Raw genomic sequence first — 13,285 nt, 5'->3', positions numbered from 1 at the left:
GTGCGGATCACGCGCGGATGCTCGCATCACCTCAAGCCCGGCTTGCCGCCCGACGGGAGCATTCCGCGCCCTTCATCGCTGCCCTGAAACCATGGTTCGAAAAGCAGCTATCGATGATCTCCTCCGGCTCTGGCCTGGCCGAAGACATCCGGCATGGGCTCGGCCACTGGCAAGGCCTGACCCGCTTCCTGGACGATGGCCGCCTGGAACTCGACACCAACCCGGTTGAAAACGCGATCAGGCCAGTATGCCTGACCAGAAAAAAATGCCCTGTTTGCAGGTCACGAAGTCGGGGCCGAAAATTGGGCGCTGCTCGCCTCCATCGCCACCTGCAGGCTCAACGACGTCAACCCGGTCGCCTACCTCGCCGAAACCCTCGACGCCATCATCAACGGCCATCCGCAGACCCAGATCGAGGAACTCATGCCCTGGCGATTCCGAAAAACGTCAAGCCCAAATCCACAGGCGATCCGCGAGGCGCTCACCCTAAGTTTTATCATTGACGGTCTGACTTGACGTCTGGCCCGAGGGCGGCGTTCGCTACTATTCCGAAACTTAAGGTTTCGCCCTACCGCGTAATTGGGGTCGGCTGTCTTAAGAGGGCCGCTGCCCACGGTGCCTACTTCTTAACGCATTGGCGGACTGGTGCGGCCGAGCAAACTTCGCCCACGCCGCAGTCCAGGTCGCGTGAACAAGGTTTCGGCATTTGCGGTGGCTCCAGCGTGACGAAGGGCGTCCTCGGCTCTTCCCCCGGTCTCGCCGTTCTCGGGAGGAAGGCGCCGGGATCACCGAGCGACTTCACATATCGATAGAATGACCGAATGTCGCTCTCCGGCATGACGCGAACGTTGTACCAAGGCATCGGCGGCAATGTGCGAAGTGTCTTGATGTAGGTTACATACCCGTCTTCGCTAAGGTCTTGCGCGCTCCATCTCAGATTGCTTGCATACGTTGTGCCCCACGGCCCCCGCCAACCTATTACTTTCCCTCTCAATGCCTTGGTGGGGTCGAGTGCGCCTTCGGCTTCCCTGTAGCCGTCAGTATGGCAGTCGTGACAGCTGCCGATGATGGAAACCAGCCGTCCTCTCTCGACAGACACCTCCTCTGCCGCAAACGCTGCCCCGATGCTGTCAATATTGCTGAGCCAACCAGGAGCTTAATGAAGTGCATGGTAGCCTCCAGCGCCCTCACACCGCTCGCTCAAAGCCAATAACAACGTCGAGACTTTACCACAATTTTGAAAGTTGGGGTGGGGAAAGCAACGGATCGTTGGAGGCAATAGTCCCTAAGAGGCTCCTGGGACACTGTCGACAATCGCAGCACAGCACTACGTTCGACAACTGGGCGCTGCTCGCCTCCATCGTGGCCACCTGCAGGCTCAACGACGTCAACCCGGTCGCCTACCTCGCCGAAACCCTCGACGCCATCATCAACGGCCATCCGCAAACCCAGATCGAGGAACTCATGCCCTGGCGATTCCGGAAAACGTCAAGCCCAAATCCATAGGCGATCCGCGAGGCGCTTACGCTTCCACCGCAACGGTCTCGCTGCTTTCGCCCCTGCGCACCGAGATCAATTCGGGTCTGTCGCGAGGAACGGCCTATCCCGCGGACTGGCGTCCTCGCTTCACCGATGCCTATCGCCTGCAGGCCCAGGCCTGGATCCATTCAATACTCAGCGGAATTCCGGCCGGAGCAAGCTGCTGGACGGATACCGGGCTGCAATCGCTGCCGAGGCGGGTCTGCAATCACTATCAGAAGGGCGAAAGGCAGTTATTGGCGCAATGAGTAAGCCAGAACTGTACAAATAGCTGACGGCATTTGAATTCATAATGACCTCGGCAGCCGACTAATAATCTTCTTTTTCAGGCCCCTCCCGTCAGCGTGTTCCACGCAGCCGGTGCGCTGCTTCGGCTCGTCGCAGGGACACGTGCGTGTTCTGTAGGATCATTTCGCGAAAAGCCTCGTTTGATACTGCAAAGTTGTACCATCGTGTCCAACATCAGATGGGACGCAGTCCCAACAAACATGCAGTTCAGACAGTCGATTACGCGTCTTTGTTGAAGTGGTGCTGTACCAAATGCAGTACCGGCCTTGAAACGGTTGATCCAGTTCGTCGCTCATCAGGCCATAAGCCGCGGGCGGCTGTGTACGGCAGGGCTGAACGAAACCTCATTCACGCTCCCTCGCTACTCCGTGAGACCCGTCATTTCCTTTCTCGCAGCCTCAGTCCGGAACTCAAGGTATTTGGCCAAATCGGCGAGATGGACGCCCTTGGCACACTTCTGACTGTCCTCGATCCGCACGAGCGGAAGGGCAATTTCCCCCATGGAAATCTTTCGGACCAACTTCGGCGGCGTCAGGTGGGAGAAATAGTCTCGGCAGACCTCATCGATCGGGATGATGGCCTTGCCACCATACTGAGCCATCAAAAGCAGTGCTGTGTTCATTCCAGGTTGCTATCCCTGTTAGGAGCTTGGCAGACTAGCAAGCCGCCCAACGGGTTCAACGGCCGGGCAGGGGGGCGCGTGCAAAAGGGTGGGCGCGACCTAAGCAACGGCCGGGGCGTTCAAGTCGCTAGAGGGATACCGCCAATACAGTGCTGTGACCGAGTTCGTTTGCTGACGGGCTTCTTAATCGGCGCAAATCGGTCCGACTCCAACCTCCGCAACCAGTTCCAGCATAAATCACTAATAGTCGCGATCTGATCAAAGCCCCGCCGGAAAAAACGGCAAGGCTTTTCCCACGGCAGGTTTGGCGAAGCGCGGAAGGGCACTCTGCCGCCCAGAGTAAGCGGCCTGCACGGTGAAGACGAGAGGGACGCTTTTCCAAGCGCGGAGTTCGAATCCCTCCGAGCCCACCAAGTCGCCTCCCTGCAATGCTGGCCTGGACCTGTCAAATCGTCACGTTAATGATGTCGGTATCGGTGGTTGCGTGTCCCCGCAACCACTTCTGTCATAGTACGATAACCGTCTCGGTCTAACCGAGGCGGTTTTTTCGTGTGGCGAGTTTGAAAATGTCTGGATTGCGTGAGGCCGTGAGGCCGGGCATTAAGGCGCATATTTTGCGGGAAGGCCTTCATGAACCTCAATCATCGGCAGAATGCGCCGTGCAGCGTAACCATCCGGTGTGGACCGCGGCAGACGCCGTTTCGCGTGTTAGACTGCTTGGCATGGAGATCGACACCGACAAGATTGACGCGTGCAGCGGTGGTGCTTCGACGTAGAAATCGGAAAACACGCTCGCGGCAACTCTGCACTACGCAGATGCGCGCCCATCTCCGGCCACGCAACATCGATCCGCAATTCGGAGCCATGTAGTGGTAGGTGGCGGCGCAGGACCGCTACATCGCCAGAGCCATTACCTGAGATAGTGGGTTTGAGGTGGTGGTAGAGGGAAGGGCGCTGGAAACTAACCTTCTCCATTTTCGGCAATTCGCCAACCGTCGCGATCTCGCGATTGAGCAGTGTCCTCCAGTCACTCATAGCCTGTCATCTCGAGATAGCCGCGCCCGGCATGGGTGCCCTCAAATCGGATCGGGCCTTCCCAATAGGGAGAGCGTGTGTCCATCCAGGCTTCTGGGTTTAGCGTCCGGATGGTCACATCCACTCCGTTTTCCGGCAATTGCACCCTCCAGCGGATCGGCACGCTACGTCCCGCGACTGCCGCCGTTTCGAGCGGCGTCACCCTTAGCGCGCCGGGGGCCTGCGGCTGCGGCCTGCCGTTGGCCTTGATCCATGTGGCCGATGTAAAGCCCGCGCCTCCGTCGCGCAGGCGAAAGCCCATCATCTTTTCGCCGCTGTCGAAATGCAAGGAGAACCAGTCCCACCCGGTCTGATCCTCAGCCAGCGGCTGCGAGGACCATTCGTGGTCCAACCACGCCTGACCGGACACCGCGATCACGCCCGCCGGAAGGGTCAGTGTACCGGTCACGTGGTAGAATGGTTGCGAGTAGTAATAGCTCGCCTGCCCCTTCTCGGATTTCACCGAGTAGCCCTGCACTCCCTGCGGCACCAGAGGGCCTTTGGCGTCCAGTGCCAGTTCGTAGGAAAACGCCTGTCCCGCCGCGTGCAGATCGAGCGCCGACAGCGCATCCGCCTCTGGCAGGGCCCGACCTGCCATCTGCCAGTTGTCAATCCAGGCCGCAAAGGGTGCAGCCGAAACCCCCGCCTGGCCGATGCCGCCCCGTGCCAACCGTTCGGCCACGAATTGGTGCGTTCGCGTCGTCAGCCCGGCATGGCCCATCCAAAGCTGCGGACTGGACCAGCCGGACCGCTCCACCGGGGCCAGGGCGGATCGGAAAAGAGTCCATTGCACGCCATAGTCCGCTCCATCCGCAGCTTGCAGGTTGGCCGTCAAATACCACCATTCGATCCGGTAACCGGGGTGCGGGCCGTGGTCTGCCGGAAAGTTGAATGCAGTCCCCGGCTGCGGCACTGAAAACCCGTCAGCCTCTGTGCCAAGCCCAGCAAAACCCTGGCCAAAGGCAGGTGCGGCCAAGCTCATGTAGATCAGCAATGCTCTAACGCTCATGTGCAAATACCTTCAGCAAATCCGATGGCGAAAGATGCGCCAGCCGCCAGGCAGGCACGGCGGCTGCAAGTCCGGCCGCCAGCAACGCGAGCGCCGCCAGCCGCGCCCAGTCACCGGGAAAAAGGTGCATCGGCAGACGCCAGCCAAAAGCCTCCACATTCACCACCGCCAGTAGAACAAAGGCGAGCCCGATACCTACAGGCAGAGCGGCCAGCATGGTCAAGGCTGCCAACAACAAGCCGCGCCAAAGCTCCAGCCATACGAGGTGGCGGCGGGGCAGACCCATGGCCCAGACCGGCGCCAGTTGCGGTAGGCGCATCCCCGACAGGGTCATGAGGCTCGCAAACATCGCCAGCCCCGCGACTCCCAGCGTCAGCACATTCAGCGCGGCTGTCACTCTGAATGTGCGCTCAAACACTTTGAGCGAAAAGACCTTGATCCCGGCCTGGTCAATCACGTTCTGCGCGGGCAGCCCGAATTCCGCCCGCAAACCCGCAGCCAGTGCTTCGGCCTTGCCGGGGGCAATCCGAATGGCATAGCGCAGGCGGGAGACGTCAGGATAGTGCTGGAGCAGTGTGTCGATCCCGATGATCACTTGGCCGATCGGGTTGCCATAGTCGGCATAGACGCCGACGATGCTGGCCCGCCAGCCACCGGGCAGCGTGATCTGGTCCCCTAAGCCCAACTCCTGGCGCCGCGCCAGTTGTTCGTTGATCAGGGCGCCGTCGCCTGTGGCGATCCGGTCCCACACCCCCGGCACTGCAGAGAGGATCGGCCAGTTGTCGCGATAGGTGCCATGATCGGCCACGCCGTATATTGCCGCGGGCTGGCCTGCGACCCGGCCCTCAATGCTCCAGATCGGCAGGACCGCGTCGCTGCGCTGGGCCAGCCAGTCGCGTATCGCCGTGGCCTCTGCTTCGGTGCGGGCGGTCACGTAAAGCTCTGAGGCGAGACGCTGATCGAGCCAGCCGGTGAAGGTCAGCCGAAAGCTCGACACCATCGTGCTGACGCCCACATTGACGGCCAGCGCAAGCAGCAGTGCCATTAGCGCCAATGACAGGCCGGGAAGCTGTTGACGCGTGTCGGCCCAAAACCATTCAGCCAATGGTCCACGCGCCAAGCGGCCGCCAAGGTGCAATATCCCCGTCAGCACGAGCGGCAGCGCCAGTGCCGCCCCCATCAGCAGTGCCGCCAGAAGCGCAAAGCCCGCCTCGAGGCCGGATCCGAAGTGTGCAATTGCCGCCGCCGTCAACAGGAGCACCATCGCAGCCACGCCTTGCGCGCGCAGGGCCCGCTCTGAAGCCCGCGCCCAGGCCCGAGGCTGGGCCGGCGCAAGCAGCGGCAGGTGCCATAGCCGCCAGAGGCTTTGTGCGGCCGCTACCAGCGTGCCGATTACCGCGATCGCCAGCCCCGCTGCCCACACTGCGGGGCGGATCGACAGCGTTCCCGGCACATCGGCCCCGTAAAGTCCGCGCAGGGTGGCGGCGACGTCGGGCAAAAGGGCCGAGGCGACTACATAGCCAAGTGCCACGCCCACCAATCCCGCGAGGAGGGCGAAGAACAGCAGCTCGGCGATCAGCAAAAGGACCAGCACGCGGGCCGGCAAGCCCAGTGCGCGCAGCGTGCGAAACACCGGGCGGCGCTGTTCAAAAGCCAGACCGATGGCGGAATGCACGATGAAGAGCCCCACCGCAAAGGCAAGAAAACCGAAAGCCGTCAGGTTCAGGTGAAAACTGTCGGTCAGCCTGGCAAGATCCCCCGTTTCACTCGGCTCGCGCAGGGTCAGGCCGGGGGCTGTCACCTCTAGAGGGGCACGGCCAATCGGTTGGTCCGGCCAGAGCAAAAGACGAGAGATCTTGTCCTTTGCCCCAAGCAAGACCTGCGCCTGCCCGATGTCGGTGAGGACTGTGCCAGGCGGCAAACCCTCGGCCACGCGCACGGGAGGTGTTGCTTGCTCGGTTAGTCGTGCCGCGGTTTCCGGAGTTGCATAGAGCACCCCGGGCGCCGTGATGAACGGCAATAGCTCATCACCCACTGCAACATCCACCTGCTGCGCCTGCGGCGGCAAAGTCAGTGGGTCAATGCCGAGGACGCGCAACCGCACATCCCCAAACCGCATTTCACCTTCAATCACCGGCGAAGCCAGCCAGCCTGCTCGCCGCAGTCTCACAAACACCTGTTGATCCATCCGGGTCCCGTCCTCACGCACCAGTTGCGCGAGCCGGTCCTGCCCAAGGATCGCCGCTGCACGGTCATAGCTCGCCCGCGCCTCACCGTTGATCGCCTGAATCGCTGACCACAACGCCGTTGGCAGCGATAGCCCCAAAAGCAGCATCGCCAGTTGGACAGGCCGCCTGCGCCAATGCGACAAGAGCGCTGACAACCCGGTCCACACCATCAAGCCAGCCGTCCCGCGTGCAGGTGAACGTGGGCGTTCAGCCGGGTTGCCAGACGGTTGGAATGGGTAACCATTAACAGGGCGGCACCCGTTTCAGCCACCAGCGACAGCATAAGATCGAGTACAGCGTCCCCTGTTGCCTCATCGAGATTGCCCGTGGGCTCATCGGCCAAAACCAGCCGGGGCCGAACGGCTAGGGTCCGCCCAATCGCCACCCGCTGTTGTTGCCCACTCGACAGCTGTTCAGGGTAGCGCGTTAGGACCTTGGCCAGGCCCAGCCGTTCAGCAAGGACCTTCAGCCACGCCGGATCAGGACGGCCGGCAAGTCGAGCCTGAAAGGCAAGGTTGGCTGCCACATCAAGCGAAGGGATCAGGTTGAACTGCTGGAACACAAGTCCGACTGTTCCCCGCCGCAGGGCGGCAAGGGCCGTATCGTTCAGCCCCACAATATTGGTACCGCCAAGGTGGATTTCTCCCGCATCAGGGCTGTCGAGCCCTGCAACGAGGTGCAAAAGCGTGCTCTTGCCGCTGCCAGACTCGCCGGTCAGCGCAAGGCTCTTGCCCGCCTCCAGCGAAAGATCGATCCCGTGCAGAACATGCAACGGCCCTTCGCCAGTGGGGTAGAATTTGTCGATCTGGTCCAGCCTCAGCAGCATGTTACTCCCCGGAGGCCCGCATGCTTCTGACACGGCATGCCAGTGAAATAGCGCCAAACAACGACCCCTTTCATACAGCCTCCAAACCCACTGCCTTAATTGGACAATGGTTTTCTTCAGAGGCTCGCGTTTTGCATCTAACGCGACCTCCACTTGGAATTCGATGTACAATTACGATCTAGAGCGGTTCTCAGCTAGGCGGGATAGGCGTTGACCGTGCCGTCGCAACTCACTCTCCAAACGGAACTGGAGCGCTGCCTTCAATTCCTCAGCAGTGCCGATGCCGTTGCTGAAAAGCGCCATGATCATGCCTGCAGCCTGGTCACACTCAGGCGTGCTTGGCTCTATGCCAGCCTCACGGGAATACGCGATCAAACCTTTCGGGCAAAGAGTTCCTCTTCGATCTTTGCGCGGTTGTTTCCATACTTTTTTACCAGCCTGAGGGCATCAGCCCGTTCGAGATGGTGCTTCTTCATGAGGTACCCGACTTCATAGTCTTCGCCACCGTCGACCCGTGCTCTGTCTTGCGGACCACGCTTTGACTTGTCGTCTGCCATGACAACCTCCATGGGCGATCGCCTCGCCCAAACGTGTCAAGGATAATCCTCTAATCGACCGGGACAAGGACGTAGTCGCCAACCATGTCGAAACCGCACAACTCCGCGGTCGCAGGGATAAGCCGATCCCTTACGGGGAACGCTTTGCTCGTCCGCCGTTCGAAGCGTCGAGGTCTTCTGGGCTGGTACACGTTCTTGCGGCCGTGGGAGGAAGCTTTCCGCGCGACATCACGAATGGAGTCCCTTGATGCATCGAAGGTCGCCAAATAACCCGCTTCGGCTGTGGCTGCTGCCGGTTTTGCGTTCGCGAGCGCTTCAATCTCAATCAAGAACGGCATTTCAAACATGCCATCGTAGCCGAGAAAATGGAGGTATTGTCCGGCCTCGTCGTACCTGCGGCTTCGGTTCGGAAAAGTCAGCGCCAAGGTTGAACATACCTCAAGCCGTCAAGAACCGCGTAGCGAACGTCTGTTGCAGGCTCGCGGCCTTGCGTCTCTTCGCATTGTGCGCGTTCAGAATTACGGCGGTTTCGAAGCTAAACTGCCACTCGCTTGATCCCGCTGCCCGGCCAGCGATGGAGCCGGGCTACTCCAGCACAGACTCTGCCCGTCGATCACCTCGATCGGCACGGACTCCAGACCGACATCGTCGAACAGCCGCGCATTTGACCGCGTTCGCCAAATTAATGGCCGGATCTTTGCGAAGCCTCCGCATTTTTGTGGGGGGAAGCCCTCCCAGCATCATCGTGATTGGACTTCACGATCGGTCGGAGTCACGCTGGCCGCAGGTATAAGAAGGATATGGGTGGGCCAACTATCGTCCGAATAGGAGGCTAAAATGAAGCACCAGACGCTTGAGCAACTGCAGATCGTCGCCGAGATCGATCAGGACTACCTGCGCCAGGCCATGTCGCGCAGCGAACGTCTTGAACGCTGGGCGGAGCTCCTTGAACGGAACCCTGACCGGCGACTCTCGACGCTACACCAAACCGAGTATCAGCCGGTTAGATCACGCGGGGCCATGCGCGGCGACGGCTCGCCGATCTCAGTAGCTTTCGAGGATCCTGTCCTCCGCGCCGCCGGGTTGGAAAGCGACAACTACGGCGAAGCGAAGCGGTTCTTCGAACTGACCGACAGGCAATTGCATGAGATCATCTGCTATTGTCATTTCGGCGCGACGGTGAGCGCCGTAACGGCCGCCCGTCACATCCGTGCGGCGATTGCCGGGAGACAGCCCGGCATGTTCGCTCGGATGCGTGAGGCGTTCGTCGGATAAAGCCGGAGCCGTTTCGCAGCATCATTTTTGAAGCGGCTCGCATGGAAAGCCGCCGCCGTAGCGCGGGCAAGCGCTCCCCACGCGGGGAGGCTGCGTTGCATGAGGGAGTGCGGCTTTCCGCAGGAGCACGCCGACGCCCCTCCTGCATCTTTTCCATCCGAACCGGAAAGATCCCAATGCTGCCAGTACATCCGTGGTCAGCGCCGTGGTTCAAAGGCTCGAACAGAGCGACATGCGCGCCGGATAAGCGCTATACATTCGCTGTCGAAAATTCGGTGCTTCATGGTGGGTCGAAGGTCGCGGACCTATGTCGATCGGGACCGGGAAAGCCAAATCGTGCCAAATTTTCGCGAACTGTATATATCTCTCGATGCACATTCAATCAAAGCTCAATAGGTTTGTCTCGTAATTGCGGATTAATATAGTCTGTTGTCGGCAAAATTAAGAGGGATGAATTACAATAAAATTGCTTATGACTCCGCCTTTCGGACGGCCAAAAGCGCCGATAAAAACGACTGATTTCATTTCAAATATTTTCGGTTTGAGGAATAAAAAATTTGGCACTCCTATCATTCGAGTGCCAAAGGGGCTATGTTAAGTGTTGCAGTCGCTCTATGTGCGGCGGCAGAAAGAACCCCCAATGAAATTCCGGCCACTCCACGACCGCGTCGTCATTCGGCGCGCGGAAGGCGATACCAAATCCAAGGGCGGGATCATTATTCCCGACACCGCCAAGGAAAAGCCTCAGGAAGGCGAAGTGATCGCCGTGGGCCCGGGCTCGCGTGACGAGAGCGGCAAGCTGATCCCGCTCGACGTCAAGGCCGGCGATCTCATCCTGTTCGGCCAATGGTCCGGCACCGAGGTCAAGATCGACGGCGAGGACCTCCTGATCATGAAGGAGAGCGACATTTTGGGCATCGTCGAGAAGATCAAAGCGGCCAAGAAAGCCGCCTGACCGGGCGATTTCCGATCCCGCAATTTCAAGACTGAACTGGACGTAAAATCATGTCTGCCAAGGAAATCAAATTCGCTACCGATGCCCGCGACCGGATGCTTCGCGGCGTCGAAATTCTGAACAACGCCGTCAAGGTGACGCTCGGCCCCAAAGGCCGCAATGTCGTCATCGACAAGGCCTATGGCGCGCCGCGCATCACCAAGGATGGTGTCGCCGTCGCCAAGGAAATCGAGCTTGCCGACAAGTTCGAGAACATGGGCGCCCAGATGGTGCGCGAAGTGGCCTCGAAGACCAACGACCTCGCCGGCGACGGCACGACGACAGCCACGGTGCTGGCCGCTTCCATCCTGCGCGAAGGTGCCAAATTCGTTGCCGCGGGCATGAACCCGATGGATCTCAAGCGCGGCATCGATCTTGCTGTGGCTGCTGTGGTGAAGGACATTCAAGCCAGGGCCAGGAAAGTCAAATCTTCGGACGAGATCGCCCAGGTTGGTACGATCGCCGCCAATGGCGACGCGTCGGTCGGCGCCATGATCGCCAAGGCGATGAACAAGGTCGGCAATGAGGGCGTGATCACCGTCGAAGAAGCCAAGACAGCCGAAACCGAACTCGATGTCGTCGAAGGCATGCAGTTCGACCGTGGCTATCTCTCGCCCTATTTCGTCACCGATGCCGAGAAGATGCGCGCGGAGCTGGAGGACCCTTACGTTCTCATCCATGAGAAGAAGCTCGGCAATTTGCAGGCGTTGCTGCCGATCCTCGAAGCTGTGGTGCAAAGCGGTAAGCCGCTGCTGATCATCTCGGAAGACGTCGAAGGCGAGGCGCTAGCAACGCTGGTCGTCAACAAGCTGCGCGGCGGCCTCAAGGTCGCAGCCGTCAAGGCGCCAGGCTTCGGTGACCGGCGCAAGGCGATGCTGGAAGACATTGCCGTGCTCACCGCCGGCCAGATGATTTCCGAGGATCTCGGGATCAAACTCGAGAACGTCACGATCGACATGCTCGGGCGGGCTAAGCGCGTGCTCATCGAGAAGGATACGACGACGATCATCGACGGCGCCGGCGAGAAAGCCACCATCCAGGCGCGCGTCCAGCAGATCAAGTTGCAGATCGAGGAAACGTCCTCGGATTACGACAAGGAGAAACTCCAGGAACGTCTCGCCAAGCTGGCTGGCGGCGTTGCTGTCATTCGCGTCGGCGGCGCGACCGAGACGGAAGTCAAGGAAAAGAAGGACCGCATCGATGATGCGCTGAACGCCACTCGTGCAGCCGTGGAAGAAGGCATCGTTGCCGGCGGCGGTGTTGCGCTTTTGCGCGCCAAGGCAGCTTTGACTGAGCTTACTGGCGCGAATGCTGACATGACGGCAGGTATTTCGATTGTGCTGAGAGCACTTGAAGCGCCGATCCGCCAGATTGCCGAGAATTCCGGCGTTGAAGGTTCGATCGTCGTCGGCAAGCTCTCCGACAGCAAGGATCACAATCAGGGCTTCGACGCCCAGAACGAAGTCTATGTCGACATGATCAAGGCCGGTATCGTCGACCCCGCCAAGGTCGTTCGGACGGCCCTGCAGGATGCCGGCTCGATTGCCGCGCTCCTGATCACCGCTGAAGCAATGATCGCGGACATTCCGCAGAAGGTTTCGCCCGCTATGGGTGGCGCGGGAGGTATGGGCGGAATGGGCGGAATGGACTACTGAGCGGCGCCTGAAACTATAGCCAGGACGACGGAAGGCCAGCGACGCGGGCACATGCGAGCCGATATCTCGGCGATCATCGGTTCGCTCGACATCGTGTTCGGGGAGATCGATCGATAGGCCGCTCGAGGACGCGCTCGGTAACGGGCCCGATACGGCGGCTCTCCGCGAGAGAGCCGAAGCGGATTTCGCGGCGCATCAGGCATGATGGGATGCGGCTGCCGAGAAGACCGGCTACACCGCCGCGCACAAGGCTGGCGAGCGGACTGAGCATCTGCTGGAAGCGTTCTCAACCACCCCCGCCACTACCCTCGCTGGTGTAGTGGGCAAGCTCGATGCCGTGTTGCGAGAGGGCGAGGCCTGGGAGGAATGCTCAGAATTCCCTTGGCCGCAAATCCGCTCGGCGTTCAGCGATCTGATGCGCATCGCCGACCCGATGATGCCGGAACAGTTCTTTCACGGCGAGCAGCGATCCAAGGTTCGCAGGCCGTGGGCTGGCTGCTGTATCCGAACCTGACAGACGACGATCGAGGCGAGATATCACATAGGGCTGCCATCAGGGTTGCTACTGGCAGAACGCACACTTTCTCCCCGTTGCGGGCGGATTCGAGATCGGTCGTGGCTGGGATGCTTTGTGCCGACGGTTCGATGGGCCGTATCTCCGAAAGAGACCAGCGTGCGTCCAACGCTAGCTTGGCCGACCGATCCACCGCACGATTTCATAGGCAGGCATCGGGCGGCGAAAACCCTTCAGCGTCAGTTCGCCAACAAGAACGGATTCGACCAGCGACTCGACAGCGCCGAGGACCCGTTGGCTAACAAGAATCTGGCGCGATTTGGCCTCCTCGCACAATCGGGCGGCATGGTTCGACACAGTGCCGATGACGGCATAGTCCGAGCGCTGATCAAAACCGATGCGCCCGATGGTTGCGTGGCCCCTGGCAATGCCGATCCCAAAGCCAAGCAAATAGTCCCGCTTGCGCCATCGCTCTGAATGCTCGTCAATCGCGTCGCGCATTGCAGCAGCCATTGAGACAGCTCTCTCGCTGTGGTCGGCGCATGCCAGTGGATCGTTGAAAACCACGACGATACCGTCGCCCACGAACCGCTCGAGAGTCCCCTCGTGGCGGACAATTTGTTCACCAAGACAGGAATGATACTCGGCAAGAACGGTCATGACTTCTTCGGGTTCGGCGGTCTCTGCGAAGGCAGTAAAGCCGC

At 60.3% G+C, this 13,285-nt stretch carries 12 protein-coding genes and 2 pseudogenes; 7 read left to right on the top strand and 7 right to left on the bottom strand.

Annotation, left to right across the window (positions count from 1 at the left end; genetic code table 11):
• Positions 1-23 precede the first annotated feature (23 nt).
• Positions 24-516, top strand: a pseudogene (locus tag NKJ91_RS33925) (IS66 family transposase); the annotation flags it as partial.
• Positions 517-1,164: 648 nt separating this feature from the next.
• Positions 1,165-1,506, top strand: coding sequence for a transposase domain-containing protein (locus NKJ91_RS33920; RefSeq protein ID WP_502894573.1), 342 nt, complete (start codon positions 1,165-1,167; stop codon positions 1,504-1,506).
• A 682-nt stretch (positions 1,507-2,188) separates the two neighbouring features.
• On the opposite strand, the gene NKJ91_RS29525 is transcribed toward NKJ91_RS33920, so the two are convergent.
• From NKJ91_RS29525 to NKJ91_RS29500, 6 genes are all read right to left on the bottom strand, one after another.
• Positions 2,189-2,449 carry a pyocin activator PrtN family protein gene (locus tag NKJ91_RS29525; protein WP_352458348.1) on the bottom strand — a complete coding sequence of 87 codons (261 nt, stop codon included), beginning with the start codon at positions 2,447-2,449 and terminating at the stop codon, positions 2,189-2,191.
• A 1,027-nt stretch (positions 2,450-3,476) separates the two neighbouring features.
• Positions 3,477-4,532 (bottom strand): lipocalin-like domain-containing protein, encoded by a 1,056-nt coding sequence (locus NKJ91_RS29520; RefSeq protein ID WP_352458347.1) that lies wholly within the window; start codon positions 4,530-4,532, stop codon positions 3,477-3,479.
• The gene (locus NKJ91_RS29515; protein WP_352458355.1) at positions 4,522-6,930 is read right to left on the bottom strand and encodes an FtsX-like permease family protein; all 2,409 of its coding nucleotides are present in this window, start codon (positions 6,928-6,930) and stop codon (positions 4,522-4,524) included. Before NKJ91_RS29515 ends, NKJ91_RS29520 begins: the two co-directional genes overlap by 11 nt.
• Positions 6,930-7,586, bottom strand: coding sequence for an ABC transporter ATP-binding protein (locus NKJ91_RS29510; protein ID WP_352458346.1), 657 nt, complete (start codon positions 7,584-7,586; stop codon positions 6,930-6,932). The genes NKJ91_RS29515 and NKJ91_RS29510 overlap by 1 nt, the downstream gene beginning before the upstream one ends.
• Positions 7,587-7,957: 371 nt before the next feature.
• The gene (locus tag NKJ91_RS29505) at positions 7,958-8,143 is read right to left on the bottom strand and encodes a DUF3606 domain-containing protein (protein WP_023676578.1); all 186 of its coding nucleotides are present in this window, start codon (positions 8,141-8,143) and stop codon (positions 7,958-7,960) included.
• A 50-nt stretch (positions 8,144-8,193) separates the two neighbouring features.
• On the bottom strand, positions 8,194-8,568 hold the full coding sequence (locus NKJ91_RS29500; protein ID WP_352458345.1) for a DUF1488 family protein: 375 nt from the start codon (positions 8,566-8,568) through the stop codon (positions 8,194-8,196).
• 412 nt (positions 8,569-8,980) lie between these two features.
• On the opposite strand from NKJ91_RS29500, the gene NKJ91_RS29495 reads away from it, so the two are divergent.
• The 5 genes and pseudogenes from NKJ91_RS29495 to NKJ91_RS29475 all read left to right on the top strand — a co-directional run bounded on the left by NKJ91_RS29495 (position 8,981) and on the right by NKJ91_RS29475 (position 12,581).
• Positions 8,981-9,418 carry a hypothetical protein gene (locus tag NKJ91_RS29495; RefSeq protein WP_352458344.1) on the top strand — a complete coding sequence of 146 codons (438 nt, stop codon included), beginning with the start codon at positions 8,981-8,983 and terminating at the stop codon, positions 9,416-9,418.
• Positions 9,419-10,058: 640 nt separating this feature from the next.
• Positions 10,059-10,373 carry a co-chaperone GroES gene (locus NKJ91_RS29490; protein ID WP_023676575.1) on the top strand — a complete coding sequence of 105 codons (315 nt, stop codon included), beginning with the start codon at positions 10,059-10,061 and terminating at the stop codon, positions 10,371-10,373.
• A gap of 50 nt (positions 10,374-10,423) precedes the next feature.
• Positions 10,424-12,067 carry a chaperonin GroEL gene (gene groL, locus NKJ91_RS29485; RefSeq protein ID WP_352458343.1) on the top strand — a complete coding sequence of 548 codons (1,644 nt, stop codon included), beginning with the start codon at positions 10,424-10,426 and terminating at the stop codon, positions 12,065-12,067.
• Between the two features lie 42 nt (positions 12,068-12,109).
• Positions 12,110-12,184 (top strand): annotated as a pseudogene (locus NKJ91_RS29480) (NADH-quinone oxidoreductase subunit D-related protein); the annotation flags it as partial.
• A 202-nt stretch (positions 12,185-12,386) separates the two neighbouring features.
• On the top strand, positions 12,387-12,581 hold the full coding sequence (locus NKJ91_RS29475; protein ID WP_352458342.1) for a hypothetical protein: 195 nt from the start codon (positions 12,387-12,389) through the stop codon (positions 12,579-12,581).
• A gap of 171 nt (positions 12,582-12,752) precedes the next feature.
• On the opposite strand, the gene NKJ91_RS29470 is transcribed toward NKJ91_RS29475, so the two are convergent.
• Positions 12,753-13,285, bottom strand: a 533-nt coding sequence (locus NKJ91_RS29470) for an adenylate/guanylate cyclase domain-containing protein (RefSeq protein ID WP_352458341.1), incomplete at its 5' end; no start/stop codon positions are given.

Origin of the sequence: Mesorhizobium sp. M0040, from assembly GCF_040323505.1 — a bacterium.
Taxonomy (GTDB): Bacteria; Pseudomonadota; Alphaproteobacteria; order Rhizobiales; family Rhizobiaceae; genus Mesorhizobium.
Note: the sequence above shows the minus strand (reverse complement) of the source record. Positions and strands in the feature narration are given on the sequence as shown.

What these genes read in the sequence shown, in the direction of transcription:
- NKJ91_RS29525 (WP_352458348.1), bottom strand. Translation starts at nt 2,449, where the DNA reads ATGAACACAGCACTGCTTTTGATGGCTCAGTATGGTGGCAAGGCCATC.
- NKJ91_RS29520 (WP_352458347.1), bottom strand. Translation starts at nt 4,532, where the DNA reads ATGAGCGTTAGAGCATTGCTGATCTACATGAGCTTGGCCGCACCTGCC.
- NKJ91_RS29515 (WP_352458355.1), bottom strand. Translation starts at nt 6,930, where the DNA reads ATGGTGTGGACCGGGTTGTCAGCGCTCTTGTCGCATTGGCGCAGGCGG.
- NKJ91_RS29510 (WP_352458346.1), bottom strand. Translation starts at nt 7,586, where the DNA reads ATGCTGCTGAGGCTGGACCAGATCGACAAATTCTACCCCACTGGCGAA.
- NKJ91_RS29505 (WP_023676578.1), bottom strand. Translation starts at nt 8,143, where the DNA reads ATGGCAGACGACAAGTCAAAGCGTGGTCCGCAAGACAGAGCACGGGTC.
- NKJ91_RS29495 (WP_352458344.1), top strand. Translation starts at nt 8,981, where the DNA reads ATGAAGCACCAGACGCTTGAGCAACTGCAGATCGTCGCCGAGATCGAT.
- NKJ91_RS29490 (WP_023676575.1), top strand. Translation starts at nt 10,059, where the DNA reads ATGAAATTCCGGCCACTCCACGACCGCGTCGTCATTCGGCGCGCGGAA.
- groL (WP_352458343.1), top strand. Translation starts at nt 10,424, where the DNA reads ATGTCTGCCAAGGAAATCAAATTCGCTACCGATGCCCGCGACCGGATG.